Origin of the sequence: Streptomyces sp. NPDC012935, from assembly GCF_042900345.1 — a bacterium.
Classification (GTDB): domain Bacteria; phylum Actinomycetota; class Actinomycetes; order Streptomycetales; family Streptomycetaceae; genus Streptomyces.
Map to the genome: position 1 here is coordinate 117,159 of NZ_JBIBBC010000015.1, position 22,383 is coordinate 139,541.

The window sequence follows — 22,383 nt, forward strand, 5'->3', positions numbered from 1 at the left end:
GCAAGAGCTGAGAGAACTGGGCATGTTTCCCTTTCAACGACCTGAGGGGGCATGCCCCGATGAGCGAGGCCGCCGCACGCGAGGCCGCCGCACCCACGCCGGCACCCCGGAAGGTCGTCGTGACCGGCCTCGGGGCGATCACACCGCTGGGCGTCGGGGTCGCCGAGCTGTGGCGGGGGCTGCTCGACGGGCGGCACGGGATACGGGAGTTGGAGGGGGAGGAGTTCGCCGGGCTGCCCGTGCGGATCGCAGGGGTCGTGCCCGTGGACCCCGCCCGGCTGCTGCCCCGCCCGGTGGCCCGACGGATGAACCGGGCCGCTCAGTTCGGGGTGCTGGCCGCCCGGGAGGCGTGGGTCGACGCGGGGTTCGCCGTGGGCGGCACGCGGGAGAGCGAAGTCGAGCCGGAGCGGGTCGGGGTGAGCCTGGGGGCCATTCTCGGTGACGCGTCCGTACTGGTCGGCGGGGACCGGAAGTTGCGGGAGAAGGGGCCGCGCGCGGTCTCGCCGCTCACCACCCCCATGACGGTGCCGTCACAGGCCGCCTCCCAGGTGTCGCTGGACCTGCACATCACGGGTGAGGCGAGGACCGTGACGAGCGCCTGTGCGTCGGGAACCGAGGCGATAGGGCAGGCGATCGACCGCATACGGTACGGCCAGCTCGACGTGGCTCTGGCGGGCGGCGCCGAAGCCGTCGTCACCCCCGCCATCATGGCGTCCTTCGCGGCGATGCGGGCCCTGGCCGACGGGGACCCCTCGACCGGCTCGCCCTCCCGGCCCTTCGCCAAGGACCGGGACGGGTTCGTCAACGGCGAGGGTGCCGGGATGCTCGTCCTGGAGGCCGAGGAGCACGCACGGGCGCGTGGCGCGCGGATCTACTGCGAGGCCGCGGGCTGGGGCCTGTCGGCCGACGCCCACCACATGGCCGCCCCCGACCCGTCCGGCAGCGGCGTCGCGCTGGCCCTGCGCCGTGCCCTGCGCGATGCCGGGGGGCGGGTCGCGGACGTCGTCCACGTGAACGCCCATGCCACGGCCACGGTCGAGGGCGACCTGGCGGAAGCGGGCGCGCTGCGGGCGGTACTCGGGCAACGGCACGTACCCGTTACGGCGCTCAAGGGGCACCTGGGGCATCTCCAGGGTGCGGCGGGCGGGGTCGAGGCCGTCGCCGCCGTCCTGACGCTGCATCACGGGGTGGTGCCCCCGACCGTCGGGTGCGGGGAGGTCGACGACGCGATCGGGCTGGATGTGGTGAGGGGGGTGCCGCGGGCGCTGCCCGTGGACGGGGACCTGGTGCTCAGCAATTCGTTCGGGTTCGGGGGGCACAACGCGGTGTTGGCGCTGCGGCGGAGATAGGGCGCGAAGTCTTCAGGCTGTGCGCTTGCGCGACGCGGCCTTCTTGGCCGTGGTCTTCTTCGCGGTGCTCTTGGCGGTGCTCTTGGCGGTGCTCTTCGCCGTCGTCCTGGCCGTCGACTTCTTAGCGCCCTGGCCCGGCTTCGCCGTCGACTTCTTGGCCGACGACGCGGTCTTCTTGGCCGCCGCCTTCTTCGTCGCAGCCGTCGACTTCTTGCCCGCCGCCTGCTTGGGCGCCGCCCGGGCCGTCTTGCGCTGGGGCAAAGACCTGACCTCCGCCTCCCCCGGCTCTTCGCCGCGTGACTTCTTCGCCGCCCGCACGCTGTTCTCCAGAGCCGCCATCAGGTCGAGGACCTTGCCGGACTTCGCCGGTTCGGGCAGCTCGGGCGGGGCCTCGCCGGCCGCCTTCGCGGCGACGACCTCCTCCAGGGCCTCGCGGTACTCGTCGTGCAGTTCGTCGAGCTCGATCTCGCCGAGGGTGTCCATCAGGGCGTCCGCCAGGTCCAGCTCCTTGTCGTTCACGGTGACGTGCGTGTCCGGTGCGACGCCCTCCGGGGTCCGGACCTCGTCCGGCCACAGCAGCCCGTGCATGGCGATGGCGTCCTCGACCACGCGCAGCATGCCCAGGCGTTCCCGGCCGCGGAGGGCGTACTTGGCGATCGCCACCTTCTGGCTCCGCTTCAGCGCCTCCCGCAGCAGGGTGTACGGCTTGGCCGCGGGCGCGCCGCCCGCCGCGAGGTAGTACGCGCTGTCCATCTGGAGCGGGTCGATGCGGTCGGCCGGCACGAACGCCACGATCTCGATCGTCTTCGCGGTCGGGAGCGGCAGGTGGGACAGGTCCTCGTCCGTGATCGGGATGACCGTGCCGTCCGCGTCCTCGTAGCCCTTGCCGATCTCGGCCTGGGTGACCTCGCGGTCCTCCAGTTCGCAGACCTTGCGGTAGCGGATACGCCCGCCGTCCTCCGAGTGGATCTGACGGAAGGAGATCGAGCGGTTCTCCGTGGCGTTCACGAGCTTGATCGGGATGCTGACCAGGCCGAACGAGATGGCGCCGTTCCAGATGGATCGCACGTGCAGCACCCTTTCGATCGTTTTGCCAGGATCACCCGGACATCCCTCAGATTTTCTGGAATTCTCATCGTATGACGCCGATCACAGAGGTGGAGGGGCGACGGCTGGCGCTCAGCAATCTGGAGAAGGTGCTGTATCCGGCGACCGGCTTCACCAAGGGCGAGCTACTGCACTACTACGCCACCACGGCCGACGCCCTGCTGCCGCACCTGCGGGATCGGCCGGTGTCCTTCCTGCGGTACCCCGACGGTCCGGACGGCCAGGTGTTCTTCACCAAGAACGTTCCACCGGGCACTCCCGAGTGGGTCACCACCGCCGAGGTCCCTCGTGTCGAGGGGCCGGCGCGCATGGTGTTCGTGCAGGACCTCGCGAGTCTGATGTGGGCGGCCAACCTCGTCACCGAGTTCCATACGCCCCAGTGGGTGATCGACGCTCCCGGCGAGGCCGACCGGCTGGTCTTCGACCTCGACCCGGGTTCGCCCGCCGGCGTGGTCGAGTGCTGCGAGGTGGCGCTCTGGCTGCGGGAACGACTGGCGGCGGACGGCATCGAGGCGTATGCCAAGACGTCCGGCTCGAAGGGGCTGCATCTCGCTGCGGCCATCCGTCCCGCCTCGTCCGAGCGGGCCACCGAGTACGCCAAGGAGCTCGCCGTGGAGGCCGAGAAGGCCATGCCCCGGCTGGCGATCCACCGGATGACGAAGAGTCTGCGGGCCGGCAAGGTGTTCGTGGACTGGAGCCAGAACGCTGCCCGCAAGACGACGGCCACGCCGTACACGCTGCGCGCTCGGCGTGAGCCCGCCGTGTCCGCGCCGGTGACGTGGGACGAGGTGGAGGGCTGCCGCTCGCCCGAGGCCTTGACCGTTCTCGCGCCGGACCTGGCTGCGCGGCTGCAGGAGCACGGCGACCTGCTGGCTCCGCTTCTCGACGGGGACGGTGCGGGTTCACTGCCGTGAGTTTTCCTCGCCCCCGCCGCCCCTACCCGTCCCGTCCTTGAAGGGGCTCCGCCCCATCGACCCGCCAGGGGGCGCTGCCCCCTGGCCCCTCGCTCCTCAAACGCCGGAGGGGCTGAATATCCGGCCCCGACCCCACGACTCAGCCGGCGGCCAGCCACACCCCCCGGTCCCGGGCCATCGCATGCAGCGCCTCCACGTCCGCGGGCTTCAGCACCCCGCCCGTCCGGGCCAGCCCCGCCACCTCCGTGTCCTCGAGGACGCGGACCTCCCGCAGCGGCCCGGTGATGGTCACGTCGGACGGGGCGACCAGGGCGAGGACGGGATGGACCTCGGCGGTGAGGGCGTAGGACGCGCGGTCGGCGTCGGCGCGGACGCGGCGCAGCAGCGGGTGGGAGTCACGGCGGCCCAGGGTGACCATCGGGTCGGCGACGGTCACCTTCTGCTTACGGGCGTACAGGGTGTGCAGCGCGAACAGCCCACCGGGGCCGATCAAGAGGTGATGGATGCGGTCGCCGCCGGGCAGCGGCACGGAGTGCAGCGTGTGCCAGCCCGCGCCGTCGAGGCGGTCCAGCGCCTCCCCGACCGTCTGCTGCGCTGTCAGCGCCCGCTGACGCGGGTCGGGACGGCGGAGTCGGCCGACTGGTCCCGGGTCGCGGTCGAGGGAGACCAGGAGCGCCTCGCCGGGACGGTTGGGCGCCAGGTCGTCGTCCGGATGCAGGGTGAGCCGGGCCAGCTCGGCGGGTGTGGGGACCGGGGGCGGCCCCACCGTCACCGGGCCGGTGACGAAGGGCCCGAGCGCCTCCAGCACATCCTCTCTGCGGTCTTCGCTGAGCAGGTTGATCCGGGCCGCCTCACGGTCGTACCAGGCGATGTTCCGCCCGTCCGTGAGGCAGACGTAGAGCCGCTCCTGACCGTGTCGCCAGGTCGGTATGACGCGCAGTCCGCTCATGCACCATCACCCCACTGACCATGGGAACAGGCGGGGTGCTGCGCGGGCAAGAACCCGGTTACCTTTGAGAGGAGTTGGGCAGACCGCCCTGGGGGTGGTTGGGGAGGCGCCGTTGCGTACCCGCAGGAAGCAACCCGACGTACCGGCTCCGGACAGCCCGTGGAGCGAGATCGTGCCCGGCCTGTGGATGGGCGGGCACGAGTTCCGGGGGCGGTCGGGCCAAGTGGAGTTCGCCGTCGTACGGGACGAGTTCGATCTCGTCCAGACTCTGCTGCGCCTGCCCGGCCACGGGCCCGATCCCGGCGTGCAGCACCATGTGTGGCCGATCCCCGACGGGCCGCTGGACGGCACCCAGCTCGCGGGGGTGATACGGCTCGCCGAGGCCGCGTGCGAGGCGCTGGACGGGGGCCGCAGGGTGCTCGTGCGCTGCTACCACGGCTACAACCGCTCGGGGCTCGTCATCGCCCACGCCCTGGTCCGCCGGAGCCACTCCGCCGAGCAGGCGATCCGCCTGATACGCTCCCGCCGCTCTCCGTGGGCCCTGCACAACGAGCTGTTCGTCGACTACCTCCGCGCCGGGCTGTCGACCGCCCGGCTCCTCGAGGAGCTCACCGAGTAATCGTTTCGCCCGTCCGCCCACCGGGTGCGCAAAAAGGACTTCCGTCCGAATAGTGTGTACGGGCCGACACCACTCGATCCCCAGGAGAACCGTGCCCCGCAGCCGCCCCGCGCGCTTCGTCGTGCTCGTCGCCCTGCTGCTGGCGGCCGCGACCGCCTGCGGTGACGCCGGGGAGCTCCAGGGGGCGGGCCCGACCGAGGTCGCGGTGAGCCCGGACAAGCTGTGGCCGAAGCTGACGCCGGCGTCCAGCCCCGCCTATGTCGTGGGCGAGGTGAACAGGGAGGTCGTGAAGGGCGTCGACCTTCCCAAGGGCGACATCCGCGATGTGCAGCCGGTGGCGGTCGTGCGCAAGGAGATCGCCGGCCACCGGGACGAGTACAGCGGCAAGGACGCGATGTACCGCGAGACCGGCAGCCTGATGGCCGAGTGCGACCAGGGTGCCGGGCGCGGCAAGTGCCCGGTGCTGCGGCCGTACTACCGGGACCTGACCGGCGACGGGCGCCCCGAGCTGACGCTGGGCTTCCGGCTGATGCCGGGCAAGACCACCGCGGTGCGCGTCTACACCGTGGAGAAGCACCGGCTCGTACAGGTGATGGCCTGGGACGACGCCGTCAGCGGCGTCGAGCTGGCCGGACGGTCGGTGATCATACGCTCGCCGTCCGAGGTCGCCGGGTACGAGTACCGGCTGCAGTGGACCTGGGACGCGGACCAGAAGGCGATGCTGCTCACGCACGACGAGATGCTGCGCACCGGCCACAAGAAGACGCCCCGCCCCTCCCCCTCACGCTCGGCGTCGCCTTCCCTCTCCCCGTCCGTCACCCCGTCGGCGAGCACCCCATGAGAGTCGGGCTCCCCCAGTGGGCCGGTCCGCTCGCGGTGAAGGCCGCCCTCTTCATCACGGTGATGTGCTGCGCGCTCGCCGCGCTGCTCGGCATCCTCGTGCACGTCTCGGTGACGAACCAGACCGTCGGCCAGGCCCGCGACCAGGCGCTGTCCCGGCTGGAGGACGCGACGACCGCGTTCGAGGCCGGGGACACCCTCCCGTCCGGCGTCGGCCTGGATCCGCCGGAGCTGCCCGAGTCCCTGCGGGAGCTGGCGGTGGCCGGGGAGCGCGGCACGATGGTCGCCGAGCACCGGGATCGCCCCACGATGTGGGCGGCGGGCCCCGCCGACGGCGAGCGGGCCCTCGCGGTCGAGGTCGACTACTCGCAGCAGGCCCGCACCATCGACGGGCTGGACCGGGCGATCGTGTGGTCCTCGGCACTGGCGATCGGGGCGACGGTGCTGGTGGGCGCGTTCGCGGTGACGCGGGTGACGCGCCGGCTGCACGCCACGTCCCGGGTGGCCCGGCGGATCAGCGGGGGCGATCTGGACGCGCGGGTCGACGATCCCCGTACGAAGGATCCGACCCGGCCGCAGGACGAGGTGGCCTCCGTTGCCGCCGCCCTCGACTCCATGGCGTCCTCCCTGCAGAGCAAGCTGCTCGCCGAGCAGCGCTTCACGGCGGACGTGGCACACGAGCTGCGCACGCCCTTGACCGGACTGCACGCGGCGGCCGAACTGCTCCCGGCGGGGCGCCCGACCGAGTTGGTGCAGGACCGGGTGGCGGCGCTGCGCACGCTGACCGAGGATCTGCTGGAGATCTCGCGGCTGGACAGCGGGCGTGAGCGGTCGGAGCCGGACTCCGAGCCGCTGGGCGCGTTGGCCGAGCGGGTGGTGCGGGCGTCCGGGACCGGGACCGAGGTCGTCGTCGTACGGGACGCCGTGGTGGAGACCGACCGGCGGCGGCTGGAGCGGGTGTTGGGGAATCTGGTGGCGAACGCGCACAAGCACGGGCGCGCGCCGGTCGTCCTGACGGTGGACGGGCCCGTGGTGACCGTGCGGGATCACGGTGCGGGCTATCCGGAGTACCTCGTCGCGCACGGGCCGCAGCGGTTCCGCACGGAAGGCGGTTCCAAGGGGCACGGGCTGGGGCTGACCATCGCGTTGGGGCAGGCGGAGGTGCTCGGCGCGCGGCTGACGTTCACCAATTCGGCGGACGGCGGAGCCGTTGCGACGCTGACGCTCCGCTAGACGCGTCGCGGACGGGGCGCACCGCCTGGTCTCCCCCGGGGCCTCCCCAACACCTCCTGGCTCCCCTCCCGCGGCCCGGCACCGCGCGCGACGACGCACCGTTGCTCCAACGGTGTCACCGGACCCAAGCCACGCTGGCGCTGAGCCGTAAGGCACACAAGACGGACTAATTGGGTAAGTTCCGGACATGACCAAGGCCGGAACCACCCTGGTGGCAGCGGACGCGCCCGCTCCCGCCGCACGTCTCCCCCGGCGCCGTGGCATCGAACTGTCCCTCATCGTCGTGGCCGTCCTGCTCTCCGTGTACGGCTACTGCGCGGTCGGCCTCGCCAAGAACGGCACCGTCCCGCCCGGCGCCGCCGGCTACGGCGCCGGGCTCGGCGTACTCGCGTTCGTCGCGCATCTGGCGGTGCGTCTGCGCGCCCCCTGCGCCGACCCGCTGCTGCTGCCGATCGGCGTGCTGCTCAACGGCCTCGGCCTGGTCCTGATCTACCGGCTCGACCTGGAGACACCGGGCGACCGGGCGGCGCCCGCCCAACTCGTGTGGTCCACGCTGGGGGTGGCCCTGTTCATCGTGGTCGTCCTCCTGCTGCGCGACCACCGCGTGCTCCAGCGCTACTCCTACGTCTGTGTCGTGGCCGCGCTCATTCTCCTGACCCTGCCGATCTTCTTCCCGTCCGTGAACGGGGCCCGCATCTGGATCCGGATCGCCGGATTCTCCATCCAGCCCGGCGAGTTCGCGAAGGTGCTGCTCGCGGTGTTCTTCGCGGCGTACCTGGCCGCCAACCGCAGCGCGCTGGCCTACACGGGCCGCCGGGTCTTCGGCGTCAACCGGCTGCAACTGCCCACCGGGCGCGTCCTCGGCCCGATCGTCGCCATCTGGCTGCTGAGCGTGGGCGTACTGATCCTCGAACGAGACCTGGGCACCTCGCTGTTGTTCTTCGGCCTGTTCGTGGTCCTTCTCTACGTCGCCACCGGCCGCACCGGCTGGATCGCACTCGGCCTGCTGCTCGCGGCGCTCGGTGCGGTGGCCGTCGGGCAGTTGGAGCCCCATGTGCACGGCAGGGTCGAGGACTGGCAGCATCCGTTCGCGTCGATCGAGGCGGGTGAGGGCCCGAACCAGCTGTCCCAGTCGCTGTTCGCCTTCGCGGCCGGCGGCATGCTCGGCACCGGACTGGGCCTCGGCCACTCGATCCTGATCGGCTTCGCGGCCAAGTCCGACTTCATCCTGGCGACGGCCGGGGAGGAACTGGGCCTGGCGGGCCTGTCCGCGATCTTCCTGCTCTACGGCCTGCTCGTGGAGCGCGGCTACCGGGCGGGCCTCGCCCTGCGCGACCCCTTCGGCCGGCTGCTCGCGGTGGGGCTCGCCTCGATCGTGGCGCTCCAGGTGTTCGTGATCGCCGGCGGGGTGACGGGCCTGATCCCGCTGACCGGCATGGCGATGCCGTTCCTGGCGCAGGGCGGCTCGTCGGTGGTCACCAACTGGGCGATCGTGGCGCTGCTGATCCGCGTGAGCGACCGGGCGCGCAGCCGCCTCGGCGTCCCCAAGAGCGAGGAGGCCGCCGTGCCGACGGAAACCGGTGTCACCGCGGAGGCAGCCCGATGACCCGGCACATCCGGCACGCCGCCTTCTTCTGCGCGCTGCTGCTGATCGCGCTGCTCGTCAACGCCGCCCGCATCCAGGTCTTCGAGGCGCCGTCCTATGACGACAACATCGCCAACCGCCGTACCACGATCGCCCGTTACGGGCAGCCGCGCGGCGACATCCTGGTCGACGGCACACCGGTCACCGGCTCCCGGGACACCGGCGAGCACCTCCGCTACGAACGGACGTACACGAACGGCCCGATGTACGCCCCCGTCACCGGCTTCGCGTCGCAGGTGTACGGCACGACCCTGCTGGAGCACACCGAGGACGGCGTCCTGTCGGGCACGAGCCCGCTGCTGACGCCGTTCCCGCTGTGGAACGGCGTCGCCGTCCGCGACCGCAATCCCGGCGGCAACGTCGTCACCACGCTCCGCAAGGCCGCGCAGGAGGCGGCTTACGAGGGCCTCGTGGGCCGCAAGGGTGCGGTGGCGGCCATCGAGCCGTCGACGGGCCGGATCCTGGCCCTGGTGTCCGCCCCGTCGTACGACCCGTCCGTCCTGTCCGGAAACCGCTCTGCGGTGGCCAGGTCCTGGTCGACGCTGAACCGCGACGCCGACAAGCCGATGCTCAACCGGGCGGTGCGCAAGACGTATCCGCCGGGTTCGACCTTCAAGGTGATGACGGCAGCGGCAGCCCTGGACTCGGGCGTGGTCGAGGACCTGGACGACCGCACCGACTCCCCGGAGCCGTACACCCTGCCGGGCACCAGCACCTCGCTCACGAACGAGTCCAAGGGCTGCCGGAACGCACCGCTGCGCAAGGCCTTCGAGTGGTCGTGCAACACGGTGTTCGCCAAGCTGGGCGTCCAGGTCGGGGTGGACCGGATGGCGGCGACCGCGGGAGCCTTCGGCTTCAACGACCCGGACCTCAAGATCCCGTACTCGGTCGCCGAGAGCACCTTCGACACCAAGGTGGACAAGGCCCAGCTCGCCCTGTCGTCGATCGGCCAGTACAACACCCGCGCCACGCCGCTGCAGATGGCGATGGTCGCGGCGGCCGTGGCGAACGGCGGCCAGGTACGGTCGCCGTACCTGGTGGAACGCACGACCAGGGCGGGCGGCTCCACGGTCTCGACGGCCGGGTCACGCCCGATGCGGCAGGCCATGCGCCCGTCGACCGCCGTCCTTCTCAAGGAACTCATGGTGGACGTGGTACGGGAGGGCACCGGCACGAACGCCTGGATCCCCGGCGCGACGGTGGGCGGCAAGACCGGCACGGCCCAGCACGGTCTCGGCAACTCCGGCACGCCGTACGCCTGGTTCGTCTCCTGGGCGCAGGGCGACACCGACCTGGAGCCCAAGGTCGCCGTCGCCGTGGTGGTGGAGGACGCCGACGCCGACCGGGGCGAGATCAGCGGCGGCGGGGACGCGGCGCCCATCGCGCGGGCGGTGATGGAGGCCGTACTGAAATCCCCCTCCCCCGACGGCAGTTGACGCGGGCGACCGTGCCCACGTACTGAGACACCCCCTGTGGCCCCGGCTCCGCCCGACCTATCGTTCGGTCCATGACGACACCAACCGCGCAGGAAGCCTCCTACGAACTCGCCCAGGTCAACATCGCCCGCCTCAAGGCCCCCCTGGACTCCCCGCAGTTGAAGGACTTCGTCGACAGCCTCGATCCGGTGAACGCCGATGCCGACGCCGCCGACGGCTTCGTGTGGCGGCTGGAGGGCGACTCGGGCGACGCGACGGACGTGAGCGTCTTCGGCGACGACTGGCTGATCATCAACATGTCGGTGTGGCGGGACACGAACGCCCTGACCGCGTACATGTACCAAGGCCGTCACCGCGAGATGCTGGCCCGCCGCCGTGAGTGGTTCGAAAGGGTGCAGGAGGCGATGGTGACCCTGTGGTGGGTGCCCGCGGGGCACCGCCCGACGGTCGCGGAGGCCGAGTCCCGGCTCCTGCATCTGCGCACGAACGGCCCGACCCCCTACGCCTTCACCCTGCGCACGTCGTTCCCGCCGCAGGGGGCGCAGCCGCTGCTCGGCGAGGTGCCGGACGGCCTGGGCTGCTCGGTCTAGGACGGATCGGCCTCAGCGCCCGCCGCGATCGCGCCCTCGACCTCGGCGACCCGCTCGCGCTCCTCCGCCGCGAACCGCTCGGCGTCGAGCTTCTCGGCGATCTCCTCGTCCTGAGCCATCAGCAGGTCCAGATTCGAGTCCCCCATCTCGAACACCCCCAGGTCCACATAGGCCTGCTGAAGGCGCTCGCCCCACAGCCCGATGTCCTTGACGCAGGGGACGATGCGCGAGAAGAGCAGCCGCCGGAACAACTGCAGGAACTCGGACCGCTCACTGATCTGCTCGGCCTCGGCCTTCGGAATGCCGAAGTTCTCCAGGACCTCGACACCCCGCAGCCGGTCCCGCATCAGATAGCAGCCCTCGATGACGAACTCCTCACGTTCCCGGAGCTCGGCCTCGCTCAGCTGCTTGTAGTAGTCCCGAAGCGCCATCCGCCCGAAGGCCACGTGCCGCGCCTCGTCCTGCATCACATAGGCCAGGATCTGCTTGGGCAGGGGCTTGTCGGTGGTGTCCCGGATCATCCCGAAGGCGGCCAGCGCGAGCCCCTCGATCAGCACCTGCATGCCGAGATAGGGCATGTCCCAGCGGCTGTCGCGCAGCGTGTCGCCCAACAGCGACTGCAAGTTGTCGTTGATCGGATAGACCATCCCGATCTTCTCGTGCAGAAAGCGCCCGTAGATCTCGGCGTGCCGCGCCTCGTCCATGGTCTGGGTGGCCGAGTAGAACTTCGCGTCCATGTCCGGCACCGACTCCACGATCCGCGCGGCGCAGATCATCGCGCCCTGCTCACCGTGGAGAAACTGACTGAACTGCCAGGAGGCGTAGTGCTTGCGCAGCTCGCCCTTCTCCCGCTCGCTCATCTTGGCCCAGTACGGCGTCCCGTACAGCGCCATCGACTCGTCCGGCGTACCGAGCGCGTCGCACGGATCGACCTCCAACTCCCAGTCGATCCGCAGCTGCCCGTCCCACTGCTTGTCCTTGCCCTTCTGGTACAGGGCCAGAAGCCGGTCACGCCCGCCGTCGTACTCCCAGCTGAAACGGGCCGCGCCGGACGCCGGCACCTGCCAGATCGATTGCCCCGGATCCTTGGCGTACAGGTCGTATGTCGGCATGCCTCGCAGGCTCACACGCGATAGACGCGCGGTCAACAAGTCCTGCGCAAGGGATTGACGAGCTTGCTGACAAGCAGTCTCATAACAGTCGGACGACGTACCCCCGGGTAACAGAGGTGAGAGACCGATGACGACCCTGACGGAAGCCGACGCGCTCGACGGACTGCGCGACGCACTCGGCCTGCTCAAGGACCGCGAGCAGGTGGCCGAGCGGCTGCTCGCCTCTTCCGCCAAGCACTCCTTCGACCCCGACAAGGAACTGGACTGGGACGCGCCCTACGAGGAGGGCAAGTGGTTCTGGCCCCCCGAGCTGGTCTCGCTCTACGACACCCCGCTGTGGAAGCGCATGAGCGAGGAACAGCGCGTCCTCCTCTCCCAGCACGAGGCCGCGGCCCTCGCCTCCCTGGGCATCTGGTTCGAGATCATCCTCATGCAGCTCCTGGTCCGCCACATCTACGACAAGGCGGCGACGAGCGCCCATGTGCGCTACGCACTCACCGAGATCGAGGACGAGTGCCGCCACTCCAAGATGTTCGCCCGCCTGATCTCCCACGGCGACACACCCTGGTACCCCGTCAGCCGCGCACACCAGAACCTGGGCCGCCTCTTCAAGACCATCTCCACCACCCCCGGCTCCTTCACCGCCACCCTCCTCGGCGAGGAGGTCCTCGACTGGATGCAGCGCCTGACCTTCCCGGACGAGCGCGTCCAGCCCCTGGTCCGAGGCGTCACCCGCATACACGTGGTCGAGGAGGCCCGCCACGTCCGCTACGCCCGTGAGGAGCTGCGCCGCCAGATGGTGACGGCCCCGAGGTGGTCCCAGGAGTTCACCCGCATCACCTCCGGCGAGTTCGCCCGCGTCTTCTCCGTGGCCTTCGTCAACCCCGAGGTCTACACGAACGTAGGCCTCGACAAGCGAGAGGCCATGGCCCAGGTGAAGGCCAGCGGCCACCGCCGCGAGGTCATGCAGACAGGCGCGAAACGCCTGACGGACTTCCTGGACGACATCGGCGTACTGCGCGGAGCGGGCCGCCGCCTGTGGAAGTCATCGGGCCTCCTGGCGTAACCAGACGGGCACACCCTCGCGGCGCGGCACCCGCGTTACGGCGGCAAGGGGACGTGCCGGGGGTGTCCGCCCGCAGCGGCGGGCGTCAGGGAACGGAGCCTCGTGAGGTACGGCAACCGCCCGACCGAGGACGGACACCCCCGGCACGACCCCGACCCACCCACGGCCGCAGGCGCTACCCGCACCCCCACCGGACGACGACGGGCCGCCGCAGGCATCCCCGCCCGATCGCCGGAGGTTACGCTGCTGGTCATGACGCCCTCGGCCCCCACCCCCGCCTACCGTCGCCTGAGTGTCGAGGAACGCCGCACCCAGCTCCTCGACGCCGCCCTCACCCTCTTCGCACACCGGGCCCCCGAGGACGTCTCCCTGGACGACGTGGCAGAGGCAGCCGGCGTCTCCCGCCCGCTGGTGTACCGCTACTTCCCCGGTGGCAAGCAGCAGCTCTACGAGGCCGCCCTGCGCTCGGCCGCCGAAGAACTCCAGCACTGCTTCGACGAACCCCTCCAAGGCCCCCTCGTCCCCCGCCTGTCCCGTGCCCTGGACCGCTACCTGACCTTCGTCGACCAGCACGACGCCGGCTTCAGCGCCCTGCTCCAGGGCGGCAGCGTCGTGGAGACGTCCCGCACGACCGCCATCGTCGACGGCGTACGCCGCGCCGCGGCGGAGCACATCCTCCGGCACCTGGACGTCACCGCCCCCGGCCGCCTCCTGCGCATGACCGTACGGATGTGGATCACCGCGGTCGAGGCGGCCTCCCTCATCTGGCTGGACGAGGGCAAGCAGCCCCCCGTGGAGGAACTGCGGGACTGGCTGGTGGAGCAGTTCGTGGCCGCACTCTCCGTCACCGCGGGCCGAGACCCCCAGACCGCCGAGCTGACCGAGAAGCTGGCGGAGCAGCAGTCCGAGCAGCCGACCGCGGATAGCTGAGACTGGTGCCGTGAAGAGCGAAGACACCCCCTTCGAGGGCGGCCCCATGGACGGCCGGGTCCTGCCCGTACTGCTGGGCATCACAGGCCACCCGCCCAAGACGTACCGCATCCCCGTCCCCGACCCGCACGGCGGCGAGCCCACGGTCCTCGTCTACCGCCGCGTACCCCGCGCACCGGGCGGCCGTATGGGCCTCTCCCAGCGCTGGAAGTACGAGTACGACCCCGAGGGCAAGCACAGCCGCCGCCTGAACTGGCCCTGGTCCAAGCCAGACACCACGCCGCAGAGCAAGCCGCACGACTCGAACGAGTGAAGTGACTGAGCCGAGCCGCGCACACCTACCGCGCGAACCGGCCTCCCCCGCCTGATCCTCACGGTACGGAGCAGAAAGCCTCTCCGCACCGGAGGTGATGACGTGTCAGAAAGGCGAAGGCTGCTGCGTCGGGCACGCACGACGGCGGTGTCGGCGGCAACGGCGACCGCGACGATTCTCGCGTCGGCAGCCGCGTCCACACCCGCGACGGCGGCACCCGAACCCGCCCCCGACCCGCAAGAGCAATCCACCGCACGTCTCCTGACAGACCTTCAGCGTCTCTACCGCGAGACCGAGAAGGCGACGGAGACCTACAACGCCACCGAGGAAAAGCTCAAGAAGCAGCGCACCGAGGTGATCCGCCTGGACACCGCCCTGTCCCGCGCCCGCCTCTCCCTGCACGACAGCAGGGGCGCGGCCGGCCGCCTGGCCCGCCAGCAGTACCAGAACACCACCGACATCTCCCCGTACGTGCGCCTGCTCCTGGCCCGCGACCCCCAGCACGCCCTGGACCAGGGCCACGTCATCGGCCTGCTGGCACGCGAGCGCGCCGAGACGGTCGGCCGCCTGACCGGCACCGAACACAAGGCCGACGAGCTGGCCCGCAAGGCCCGCAAGGCCCTGGACCACCAACTCGTCCTCGCCGAACGGCAGAAGAAGAACAGGGACGCCGTGCACAAGCGGCTCAAGCAGGTCGAAGAGCTCCTGGCGTCCCTGACCGCCGACCAGCTCACCGCCCTGGCCTCATTCGAGAAGAAGAGCATCACCAGAGCCCAACAAGAACTGATGGCATCGGGCGAACTGGCCAAGGAGGACCACAAGCCGTCCTCCAAGGCCAACCGCGCGATCCGCTACGCCAGGAAGCAGCTCGGTAAGCCGTACAAGTGGGGCGCGGAAGGCCCGAAGTCATACGACTGCTCGGGCCTGACGTCCGAGGCCTGGGCCCACGCCGGCACCCGGATCCCCCGCACGAGCCAGGAGCAGTGGGCGCAGCTCGACCGCATCCCGCTGACGAAACTGCGACCGGGCGACCTGGTCATCTACTTCCCGGACGCCACGCACGTGGCCATGTACGTCGGCAAGGGCAAGGTGATCCAGGCCCCGCGTCCCGGCGAGAAGATCAAGGTCTCCCCGATCGCGTCGAACCCGCTCCTGGGGGCGGTGCGCCCCGAGGTCAGACCCCCGAAACCTCCGCGAGATAAGCCGCGGTCTTCTCCGGCTCATAAAAGAAGTTCTCAAAGTCGGCCGGGTCATTGAACCCGTTGGCGAACCGGTCGGCCACCGGCGGCAACTGTCCGGCCGCCCCGATGAGGTTGAGGATGTGCTCCGGCGGCGGCGCCAGCATCGCGTTCGTCCACTTGGTGACGTGCTGCGCGGTGGCCCAGTACCGGTCGAAGGTGGCGCGCATCCACGCCTCGTCGAACTCCTTGTCCCCGTGCTCGAGGATCGAGGCGAGATACGCGGCGGCGCACTTGGACGCGGAGTTCGAGCCCTGCCCGGTGATCGGGTCGTTGGCCACGACGACATCGGCGACGCCCAGCACGAGCCCGCCGCCGGGAAGCTGCCCGACGGGGTTGCGCACGGTGGGGGCGTACCGCCCGCTCAGCGTGCCGCCCGCGTCGGTGAGTTCGACCTTGGTCGCCCGGGCGTACTCCCAGGGCACGTACCTCTCCATGAGTTCCAGGGTCAGGGAGAGGTGCTCCGCCGGGTCCTTCACGCCGTCGAAGACGTCGAGCGGCCCGCCGGGTATGCCCTCCCAGAACAGGATGTCCGCCCGCCCGGAGGTCGTCAGGGTGGGCATGACGAACAGCTCGCCGACGCCGGGGACGAGGTTGCAGCGGACGCCCTCGGTGTCCGGGTGCTCGGGACGCGGGCCCAGGCCGTGGACGTACGCCACGGCAAGCGCGCGCTGCGGCTCGCTGTACGGGGACCGCTCGGCGTCCCGCCCGAACATCTGGACGAGCTCGCCCTTGCCGGCCGACACCAGCACCAGGTCGTACGTACGGGAGAAGTAGTCGAGGTCGCCGACGGCCGCGCCGTGGATGACCAGCTGGCCGCCGCGCTGTGCGAACGTCTCCATCCAGCCGGCCATCTTCACCCGCTGGTCGACCGACTGCGCGAAGCCGTCGAGCTGCCCCAGCCAGTCGATCGCCCGCGCCGCGGGGCCCTCGCCCCAGGAGCCGGGTGCCGCCACCGAGACGCCGAGTCCCTCGATCTTCGGGGCCTGGGACTCCCAGAAGTTCAGCTGGAGATCGCGCTCGTGCTGGAGTGCCGTGTGGAACATGCACTGCGTGGACATGACCCGGCCGGAGCGGATCTCGTCCGCCGTCCGGTTGGACATCAGGGTGACCTCGTACCCGTTCGACTGGAGTCCGAGGGCGATCTGGAGTCCGGACTGGCCGGCTCCGACGACGAGTATCTTCCGCATCCGGGGTTGTTCTCCTACTCGGGGGTGACGTCCAGCGCATGGCCGACGAGGGACAGGAGGGTCTCGATGACCGAGATCCGCCGCCGCGCGTCCATGATCATTACAGGTATGTGCGCGGGGATCGTCAACGCCTCCCGCACGTCCTCGGGCTCGAACCTCTCGCTGCCGTCGAAGTGGTTGACCGCGACGACGTACGGCAGTCCGCAGCTCTCGAAGTAGTCCAGCGCCGGGAAGCAGTCCTTCAGCCGCCGGGTGTCGGCCAGCACGACCGCGCCGATGGCGCCGCGCACCAGGTCGTCCCACATGAACCAGAACCGCTGCTGGCCCGGCGTGCCGAACAGGTAGAGCACCAGGTCGTCGTCGAGCGTGATGCGGCCGAAGTCCATGGCCACGGTGGTGGTCAGCTTGCCGGGCGTCGAGGTGAGGTCGTCGGTCTCCTCGCTCGCCTCGGTCATCAGCGCCTCGGTCTGCAGGGGCGTGATCTCCGAGACGGCGGTGACCAGCGTGGTCTTGCCGACGCCGAAGCCACCGGCCACGACTATCTTCGTGGCGATGGGGGCCCGGGTGCGGTCCGTCTGCCAGGGCTGTTCGGGCCCCTCTTGACCGAGGAGCGGGGAGACACCGCGAGCGGCGTCAGAGACGACGGAGTCCACTCAGCACCCTTTCCAGCAGAGCACGGTCCGGCCGGCCCGTGCCGTGGCCGGTTCCCGTGCCGTACACCCTGATCTTTCCCTGGTCCGCGAGGTCGCTGAGGAGCACCCGGACCACGCCGAGCGGCATCTTCAGCAGCGCGGCGATCTCGGCCACCGTGCGCATCCGGCGGCACAGTTCGACGATGGCCCGCAACTCCGGCATCACCCGGGTGTTGAGGGAGCCGTTCGTCAGTTCCTTGCGCTCCTGCGGGGCCTCCAGCGCCGCCACGAACGTCTCCACGAGGAGGACGTGGCCGAAGCGGGTGCGCCCGCCGGTGAGCGAGTAGGGGCGTACGCGGGCGGCTTTGCGATCGCCGCCGCGGACGGGGAGTTGCTGCCTGTTCTTCGGGGCGTTGCTCATCGGGTACTCCCTGCCGACGCGGCCTCTAGGGATTTCCGTAGCTCGCTGCGGAGTTCGGGGGTGAGGACGTGACCGGCGCGGCCGACGAAGAGCGCCATGTGGTAGGCCACCACGCTCATGTCGCAGTCCGCGGAGCCGTGCACGCCGAGCAGCGAGCCGTCGCTGATGGACATCACGAACAGGCTGCCCTCGTCCATCGCGACCATCGTGTGCTTCACGCCGCCGAACTGCATCAGCTTGGCGGCGCCGATGGTGAGGCTGCCGATGCCGGAGACGATGGTGGCGAGGTCGGCGGAGGAGCCGCGTGGGCCGGTGGGCCGGTCGGTCCTGGCTTCCCGGGCAGCCTCGTTGCGGGCGTGGTCCGAGGAGAGCAGGAGCAACCCGTCGGAGGAGACCACCGCGACTGACTGGATGCCCGGCACCTCCTCGACCAGATTCGTCAACAACCAGTGCAGGTTGCGGGCTTCACTGCTCAGTCCGAAGGTACTGGGCGCGGTCAACTGCTTGCCTCCTCGGCTGTGCCCCCCGTGGCTGCTTCGGTTTTCGTGGTCGGTGCCGGGCTCTGGCCCGTGTGTTCGGCGATCTCCGCCTGTACGTCGCGATAGCCGGCCGCCGCTCCCTGGCGGAAGCCGCCCAGCCTCCTGCGGAGGGCGTCGGCGTCGACCGTGCCCGTCCGCTGGCGCGGGGCCTGGGCGGGGGCGGTGATCTTCGGGGTGCGTTTGGGGAGGCCCTTGTCGGTGACGGGTTCGTCTGCCTCGTCGGGGACTCGTTCGTGCACCGCCTCGGCTTCGCCTGCGACGGAAGCGCCTTCGGGCGCCGGTGGCCCCTGTGGGACGTGCTCGCCGCCGGCGGCCCCGGGTTCGACGGCTACAGGTTCGGCCGCTGCCGGCGGTTCCTCCCCCGTCGCCTGCGCCGGGATCAGCAGCTCCATCGTCGTCTCGGCGGGATGCTCCCGCTCCTGCTCGGCCTCGGGTGCCACCGGCCGGCGTACGGGTTCCTCGGCGTAGCCGGTCTCCGGTACGGCCTTGTCGGCGTCCCCGGTCTCCGGTACGGCCTTGTCGGCGTCCCCGGCCTCCGGTACGGCCTTGTCGGCACCCCCGGTCTCCGGTCCGGCCTTGTCGGCGCCCCCGGTGTCCGGTCCGGCCTTGTCGGCGTCCCCCGCCCCTCGTACCGCCCGCTCCGCCAGCGCCACCAGCGGGTCCTCGCCCTTGGCGCGGCCGGGCAGGACGTTGGAGTTGGCCTCCGCGTCGGCGCCCGGGAGGGAGAAGGTGTGGGCGCCCGTGTGGTGCGGCGTGTCCGAGGGGACCGCGGCCGGCGGCGCCGCCGCCAGCAGGCCCCCCGGCAGGACCGCGACCGCCGCGACGCCGCCCTGCTTCTGCTCGCGCAGCTGCACGCGGACGCCGTGGCGTTGGGCGAGGCGGGCGACGACGTACAGGCCGAGGCCCAGGCCTTCGTCGCCCTCCTGGTCGTAGGAGTTCTCGGGGTCGAAGTCGGCGAGGCGGGAGTTGAGGCGGGACATGCGCTCGTCCGTCATGCCGATGCCCTCGTCCTGGACGGAGAGCATCACCTCGCCGCTCTCCAGCAGCCAGCCGGAGATCTCGACGGGCAGGTCCGGCGGGGAGAACGACGTGGCGTTCTCCATCAGCTCGGCCAGCAGGTGGGAGAGGTCGTCGGCCGCGAAACCCGCCACGTGCGCGTGCGGCGGCAACGCGGCGATACGGACCCGCTCGTACCGCTCGATCTCGCTGACCGCCGCGCGCACGACGTCGACCAGCGGAACCGGTCCGGCGTGCTGCTGGACGTGCTCGGTGCCGGCCAGGACGAGCAGGTTCTCGCTGTGCCGGCGCATGACCGTGGCGAAGTGGTCGAGCTTGAACAGGGTGGCGAGGCGCTCGGGGTCCTGCTCGCGCTCCTCCAGGCCCTCGATGACGGCGAGCTGACGCTCGACGAGGCCGAGGGTGCGCAGGGCGAGGTTGACGAAGGTGCTGCCGATGCTGTCGCGCAGGCGTTCCAGCTGGGCGGCGGACTCGGCGAGTTCGGTGCGCAGCCCCTCGCGGGCGTCGGCCATCCTCTGGCGCTGCCCGACGAGGTGCTTGCGGTCGGACTCCAGGGTGCCGATGCGCTCGTGGAGGGCGAGGGCGTGCGCGTGCAGGGCGTTGACGGAGTCGACGACCTGGGCGAACTCGTCCTTGCGCCCGGTGAACCTGACCGGCTCCTGAGCCGCCGGGTCCTCGGCCGCCGCGAGCCGGGCCGAGCCGAGGCGCAGTACGGCGAGGGGCCGGGTGAGGCTGCGGGCCATCCCCGTGGCGACGCCCACTGCGAGCAGCATCAGCGCGCCGAGGATCGCGATCCGGATCTCCAGCGCGGTGACGTCGTCGTCGCGCAGCTGCTCCAGGGCCTTGGTGCGGCGGTCGTAGAGGGCGGACTCGACGCCGCGCATCATGTCGACCCGTGCGGAGAGGGCGGCCTCGACGCGTCGGGCATCGGTGCCCAGGTCGCGGTCGGACAGCGTGGCCTGGTCGGTCAGTGCGGCGAGGTACCGCTCGGCGGTGCCGATCTCGGGGCCGGTGACCGTGGAGTCGTACGAGGTGCGCGCGGTCTTCGGGGCCGAGTCGCGGAAGTCGGCGACGGCGGCGTCGGAGCGCAGGCGGGCCTGCTGGGCGGCGGCGCTGAGGGCGGCACGCTGCTCGGCGTCGGCGTCCGAGGAGGTCTCGCGGGTGGCCGGGACCCCGGTGACCGGGTCGATGACGGTCTCGGTGGTGGTCGGCACGCTCAGCGCGGCGAGCAGCAGCCCCCGGGTGGCGGCGGCCTGCTGCACGGCGGAGTCCAGTTCGGCCAGCGCGTAGGCGCCGGAGCCCGCGCGGGGCGGCATCTGCTCGGCCAGCCGCTCGGCGAGCCGGTGCAGTTCGGTGATGGTGGCCGAGTAGGCGTTGTGCGCTTCGAGCGCGGTGCTCTTGCCGGTGAGCGCGCCCCTGCGCACGGCCGCGATGCCGTCGAGGTCGTCGTGCAGCGAGGCGGGCGCGTCGGTGTCGGCGCGCAGTTCCTCGACCTGCCGGTCGACGCGGACGCTGCGCTGCTCGCTGGGCGCCTTGGACTTGGGGCGGCCGGCGGCGACGTACGACGTGACCTCGTCGCGCTCGTCGGCCAGGGAGTGGGCGAGGGTGAGCGCGTCCTCGGTCTGCTCGGCGAGCGTCACCAGCTCCTGGGAGTCGTGCAGTTGCCCGGAGGCGGCGACGATCGAGGGGACGCCGGCCCCGGCGATGGCGGCGGCCACGACGGCGACGGCGACGATCAGCCGGTTCCGTACGTGGGTCGGGCGCCCCTTGCCGGCGGGTGTGGCGTCGTCGGTGGTGCCGGGAGTGGGCTGTGCGCCCCCCGTGGAGGCCGTCTTCTTGCCTGAGCGACGTGGCCGCATCTTCTGCACCGGTGCTCGCATTCCTGACTCGTGATACCCATGGGTCCGGATGACACTCCGTCAACTACCGTCGACCTCGCGTGCATCCCTTCCCCAAGCTCTCGCCACTGCTCGAGCTGGGGGTGTCCTCACCGGTCCCCGACCCTCCCAGTGCCGGTGGGCAACGGCCGCGCATCACCTGACCCGCCACCCGAAGGAGTGAACCCCGGAGGGGAGTTGGCGGGCAAGTTCCTCCGGCGCTTGCACCCGCCTTGTACGGCGGGCCGGTTGGACGTCTGGGGCAGGCGGTGGCAGTATTCGCCGCCACGCCTTCCCGGAGCGCTCCATTCCATCCCAAATCAGACGCCTGACCTGCGAGGCTGCGCTCATACAGCATCTCCTGCGACCCCTTCGTGACCCTTGTGAAGGGCTCGTGCAGACTGGCCGAATGCGAACAGAGCTTGTTTCGGAGCCCGGCGATCCGGCCCGCCCCAACGAGGACTTCGCGAGTGTCGGCCTTCCCGCCTCGGGACAGGGCGGCGTACTGGTGGTCCTGGACGGAGTGACCCCACCGAGGGGCGAGACGGGCTGTCTGCATTCCGTCCCCTGGTTCACCGCACGGCTCGGCGGAGCCCTGACCGAACTGACCGTTTCACTCCCTGATGTTCCGCTCGCCGACGCCCTGGCCCGTGCCATCGCACGTACCGCTGAGGCACACGCGCACACCTGTGACCTTTCTCACCCACGCACCCCACAGGCCACAGTGGCCCTGGCCCGCTGGTCGGCTGACGCGCTGGAGTACCTGATCCTGTCCGACTCGGCCCTCCTGGTGGAGTCGGCCGACGGCGCGATCACCCCGTACCTGGACGACCGCCTGACCCTCCTCCCCCGGGCCTCCCTGGCCACGGACGCCCTGATCGACGCCCACGTCCGCAACAAGGAGGGCGGTTTCTTCACCGCCGCCGCGGATCCGTCGGTTGCGGCGCGGGCGGTTACGGGGATGCTGCCGCGCGACCAGGTGCGGGCGCTGGCCGCACTGACGGACGGGGCGACCCGGTGGGTGGAGAAGTTCCGGGAGGGCGACTGGAGGGACTGCTTCACCCTCGTGCGTAAGGAGGGGGCGCAGGGGTTGGTGGACCAGGTACGGGCGCTGGAGCGGGCCGACATGGAGGAGCGGACGTTCCTGGGGCGCAGCAAGACGCACGACGACGCGACGGTCGTGTACGTGCAGTGGTGAGCGGAGAGGACGTCGAGGCGTGAGCTTCGGACACGTGCGGCCGTGAGCGGTGGACTCGGGGTGGTGTGAGCGGAGAACACGTTGGGCCGTGAGCAGCGGACACGGGGGGGCGCGAGCGGCCGACACGCGGCAGCGTGAGTGAGCGGCGAACTCGGGGGCGCCAGCGGC

The 22,383-nt window shown here is 71.1% G+C and carries 20 protein-coding genes and 1 pseudogene; 13 read left to right on the plus strand and 8 right to left on the minus strand.

What is annotated here, in order from left to right; all coding sequences use genetic code 11:
- Positions 1 to 104 precede the first annotated feature (104 nt).
- A pseudogene (locus ACFY5C_RS30535) lies at positions 105 to 1,349 on the plus strand (beta-ketoacyl-[acyl-carrier-protein] synthase family protein); the annotation flags it as partial.
- A gap of 12 nt (positions 1,350 to 1,361) precedes the next feature.
- Here the strand turns inward: ACFY5C_RS30535 and ACFY5C_RS30540 are convergent.
- The gene (locus ACFY5C_RS30540) at positions 1,362 to 2,417 is read right to left on the minus strand and encodes a Ku protein (RefSeq protein WP_389450012.1); all 1,056 of its coding nucleotides are present in this window, start codon (positions 2,415 to 2,417) and stop codon (positions 1,362 to 1,364) included.
- Between the two features lie 71 nt (positions 2,418 to 2,488).
- Between ACFY5C_RS30540 and ligD the strand changes: the two genes are divergently transcribed.
- On the plus strand, positions 2,489 to 3,370 hold the full coding sequence (gene ligD, locus ACFY5C_RS30545) for a non-homologous end-joining DNA ligase (protein ID WP_389450015.1): 882 nt from the start codon (positions 2,489 to 2,491) through the stop codon (positions 3,368 to 3,370).
- A gap of 139 nt (positions 3,371 to 3,509) precedes the next feature.
- On the opposite strand, the gene ACFY5C_RS30550 is transcribed toward ligD, so the two are convergent.
- Entirely contained in the window at positions 3,510 to 4,319 is an 810-nt protein-coding gene (locus ACFY5C_RS30550; protein WP_389450018.1) for a nuclease-related domain-containing protein, read from the minus strand.
- 112 nt (positions 4,320 to 4,431) lie between these two features.
- Here ACFY5C_RS30550 and ACFY5C_RS30555 point away from each other — a divergent pair, with 112 nt between their 5' ends.
- The 6 genes from ACFY5C_RS30555 to ACFY5C_RS30580 all read left to right on the plus strand — a co-directional run bounded on the left by ACFY5C_RS30555 (position 4,432) and on the right by ACFY5C_RS30580 (position 10,682).
- Entirely contained in the window at positions 4,432 to 4,938 is a 507-nt protein-coding gene (locus tag ACFY5C_RS30555; RefSeq protein WP_389450021.1) for a protein phosphatase, read from the plus strand.
- Between the two features lie 91 nt (positions 4,939 to 5,029).
- Complete coding sequence (locus tag ACFY5C_RS30560; protein ID WP_389450024.1) at positions 5,030 to 5,779, plus strand: hypothetical protein; 750 nt, start codon at positions 5,030 to 5,032, stop codon at positions 5,777 to 5,779.
- On the plus strand, positions 5,776 to 7,011 hold the full coding sequence (locus ACFY5C_RS30565) for an ATP-binding protein (protein ID WP_389450027.1): 1,236 nt from the start codon (positions 5,776 to 5,778) through the stop codon (positions 7,009 to 7,011). The genes ACFY5C_RS30560 and ACFY5C_RS30565 overlap by 4 nt, the downstream gene beginning before the upstream one ends.
- Before the next feature lie 187 nt (positions 7,012 to 7,198).
- Positions 7,199 to 8,617: an FtsW/RodA/SpoVE family cell cycle protein gene (locus ACFY5C_RS30570; RefSeq protein ID WP_389450030.1), complete on the plus strand. Its 1,419-nt coding sequence runs from the start codon at positions 7,199 to 7,201 to the stop codon at positions 8,615 to 8,617.
- Positions 8,614 to 10,092 carry a penicillin-binding transpeptidase domain-containing protein gene (locus ACFY5C_RS30575; RefSeq protein ID WP_389450033.1) on the plus strand — a complete coding sequence of 493 codons (1,479 nt, stop codon included), beginning with the start codon at positions 8,614 to 8,616 and terminating at the stop codon, positions 10,090 to 10,092. The genes ACFY5C_RS30570 and ACFY5C_RS30575 overlap by 4 nt, the downstream gene beginning before the upstream one ends.
- Before the next feature lie 71 nt (positions 10,093 to 10,163).
- Positions 10,164 to 10,682, plus strand: coding sequence for a DUF3291 domain-containing protein (locus ACFY5C_RS30580; RefSeq protein ID WP_389450036.1), 519 nt, complete (start codon positions 10,164 to 10,166; stop codon positions 10,680 to 10,682).
- On the opposite strand, the gene ACFY5C_RS30585 is transcribed toward ACFY5C_RS30580, so the two are convergent.
- A complete protein-coding gene (locus ACFY5C_RS30585) occupies positions 10,679 to 11,794 on the minus strand; it encodes a ferritin-like domain-containing protein (RefSeq protein ID WP_389450039.1) in 1,116 nt (371 codons plus the stop codon). The two genes, ACFY5C_RS30580 and ACFY5C_RS30585, sit on opposite strands and share 4 nt — an antisense overlap.
- A gap of 127 nt (positions 11,795 to 11,921) precedes the next feature.
- Here ACFY5C_RS30585 and ACFY5C_RS30590 point away from each other — a divergent pair, with 127 nt between their 5' ends.
- From ACFY5C_RS30590 to ACFY5C_RS30605, 4 genes are all read left to right on the plus strand, one after another.
- Positions 11,922 to 12,860, plus strand: coding sequence for a diiron oxygenase (locus tag ACFY5C_RS30590; RefSeq protein ID WP_389450042.1), 939 nt, complete (start codon positions 11,922 to 11,924; stop codon positions 12,858 to 12,860).
- Positions 12,861 to 13,112: 252 nt separating this feature from the next.
- Positions 13,113 to 13,790 carry a TetR/AcrR family transcriptional regulator gene (locus ACFY5C_RS30595; protein WP_389450045.1) on the plus strand — a complete coding sequence of 226 codons (678 nt, stop codon included), beginning with the start codon at positions 13,113 to 13,115 and terminating at the stop codon, positions 13,788 to 13,790.
- Between the two features lie 10 nt (positions 13,791 to 13,800).
- Positions 13,801 to 14,103 carry a hypothetical protein gene (locus tag ACFY5C_RS30600; RefSeq protein WP_389450048.1) on the plus strand — a complete coding sequence of 101 codons (303 nt, stop codon included), beginning with the start codon at positions 13,801 to 13,803 and terminating at the stop codon, positions 14,101 to 14,103.
- A gap of 102 nt (positions 14,104 to 14,205) precedes the next feature.
- A complete protein-coding gene (locus tag ACFY5C_RS30605; RefSeq protein ID WP_389450051.1) occupies positions 14,206 to 15,360 on the plus strand; it encodes a C40 family peptidase in 1,155 nt (384 codons plus the stop codon).
- Here the strand turns inward: ACFY5C_RS30605 and ACFY5C_RS30610 are convergent.
- The 5 genes from ACFY5C_RS30610 to ACFY5C_RS30630 are packed head-to-tail and all read right to left on the minus strand — an operon-like array spanning position 15,278 to position 21,020.
- Positions 15,278 to 16,531 (minus strand): styrene monooxygenase/indole monooxygenase family protein, encoded by a 1,254-nt coding sequence (locus ACFY5C_RS30610; protein WP_389450054.1) that lies wholly within the window; start codon positions 16,529 to 16,531, stop codon positions 15,278 to 15,280. The two genes, ACFY5C_RS30605 and ACFY5C_RS30610, sit on opposite strands and share 83 nt — an antisense overlap.
- Positions 16,532 to 16,545: 14 nt before the next feature.
- Positions 16,546 to 17,184, minus strand: coding sequence for an ATP/GTP-binding protein (locus ACFY5C_RS30615; protein ID WP_389450058.1), 639 nt, complete (start codon positions 17,182 to 17,184; stop codon positions 16,546 to 16,548).
- Positions 17,165 to 17,584: a DUF742 domain-containing protein gene (locus ACFY5C_RS30620; protein ID WP_363035412.1), complete on the minus strand. Its 420-nt coding sequence runs from the start codon at positions 17,582 to 17,584 to the stop codon at positions 17,165 to 17,167. Before ACFY5C_RS30620 ends, ACFY5C_RS30615 begins: the two co-directional genes overlap by 20 nt.
- The gene (locus tag ACFY5C_RS30625; protein WP_328879344.1) at positions 17,581 to 18,084 is read right to left on the minus strand and encodes a roadblock/LC7 domain-containing protein; all 504 of its coding nucleotides are present in this window, start codon (positions 18,082 to 18,084) and stop codon (positions 17,581 to 17,583) included. Before ACFY5C_RS30625 ends, ACFY5C_RS30620 begins: the two co-directional genes overlap by 4 nt.
- Positions 18,081 to 21,020, minus strand: coding sequence for a nitrate- and nitrite sensing domain-containing protein (locus ACFY5C_RS30630; protein WP_389450061.1), 2,940 nt, complete (start codon positions 21,018 to 21,020; stop codon positions 18,081 to 18,083). The genes ACFY5C_RS30625 and ACFY5C_RS30630 overlap by 4 nt, the downstream gene beginning before the upstream one ends.
- A gap of 406 nt (positions 21,021 to 21,426) precedes the next feature.
- Here ACFY5C_RS30630 and ACFY5C_RS30635 point away from each other — a divergent pair, with 406 nt between their 5' ends.
- Positions 21,427 to 22,215: a protein phosphatase 2C domain-containing protein gene (locus tag ACFY5C_RS30635; protein ID WP_389450064.1), complete on the plus strand. Its 789-nt coding sequence runs from the start codon at positions 21,427 to 21,429 to the stop codon at positions 22,213 to 22,215.
- Positions 22,216 to 22,383 lie beyond the last annotated feature (168 nt).

Excerpts from the sequence above, each read along its gene's own strand:
- ligD (WP_389450015.1), top strand. The coding sequence starts at position 2,489 with ATGACGCCGATCACAGAGGTGGAGGGGCGACGGCTGGCGCTCAGCAAT.
- ACFY5C_RS30550 (WP_389450018.1), bottom strand. The coding sequence starts at position 4,319 with ATGAGCGGACTGCGCGTCATACCGACCTGGCGACACGGTCAGGAGCGG.
- ACFY5C_RS30565 (WP_389450027.1), top strand. The coding sequence starts at position 5,776 with ATGAGAGTCGGGCTCCCCCAGTGGGCCGGTCCGCTCGCGGTGAAGGCC.
- ACFY5C_RS30570 (WP_389450030.1), top strand. The coding sequence starts at position 7,199 with ATGACCAAGGCCGGAACCACCCTGGTGGCAGCGGACGCGCCCGCTCCC.
- ACFY5C_RS30575 (WP_389450033.1), top strand. The coding sequence starts at position 8,614 with ATGACCCGGCACATCCGGCACGCCGCCTTCTTCTGCGCGCTGCTGCTG.
- ACFY5C_RS30580 (WP_389450036.1), top strand. The coding sequence starts at position 10,164 with ATGACGACACCAACCGCGCAGGAAGCCTCCTACGAACTCGCCCAGGTC.
- ACFY5C_RS30585 (WP_389450039.1), bottom strand. The coding sequence starts at position 11,794 with ATGCCGACATACGACCTGTACGCCAAGGATCCGGGGCAATCGATCTGG.
- ACFY5C_RS30590 (WP_389450042.1), top strand. The coding sequence starts at position 11,922 with ATGACGACCCTGACGGAAGCCGACGCGCTCGACGGACTGCGCGACGCA.
- ACFY5C_RS30595 (WP_389450045.1), top strand. The coding sequence starts at position 13,113 with ATGACGCCCTCGGCCCCCACCCCCGCCTACCGTCGCCTGAGTGTCGAG.
- ACFY5C_RS30610 (WP_389450054.1), bottom strand. The coding sequence starts at position 16,531 with ATGCGGAAGATACTCGTCGTCGGAGCCGGCCAGTCCGGACTCCAGATC.
- ACFY5C_RS30620 (WP_363035412.1), bottom strand. The coding sequence starts at position 17,584 with ATGAGCAACGCCCCGAAGAACAGGCAGCAACTCCCCGTCCGCGGCGGC.
- ACFY5C_RS30630 (WP_389450061.1), bottom strand. The coding sequence starts at position 21,020 with ATGCGAGCACCGGTGCAGAAGATGCGGCCACGTCGCTCAGGCAAGAAG.
- ACFY5C_RS30635 (WP_389450064.1), top strand. The coding sequence starts at position 21,427 with ATGCGAACAGAGCTTGTTTCGGAGCCCGGCGATCCGGCCCGCCCCAAC.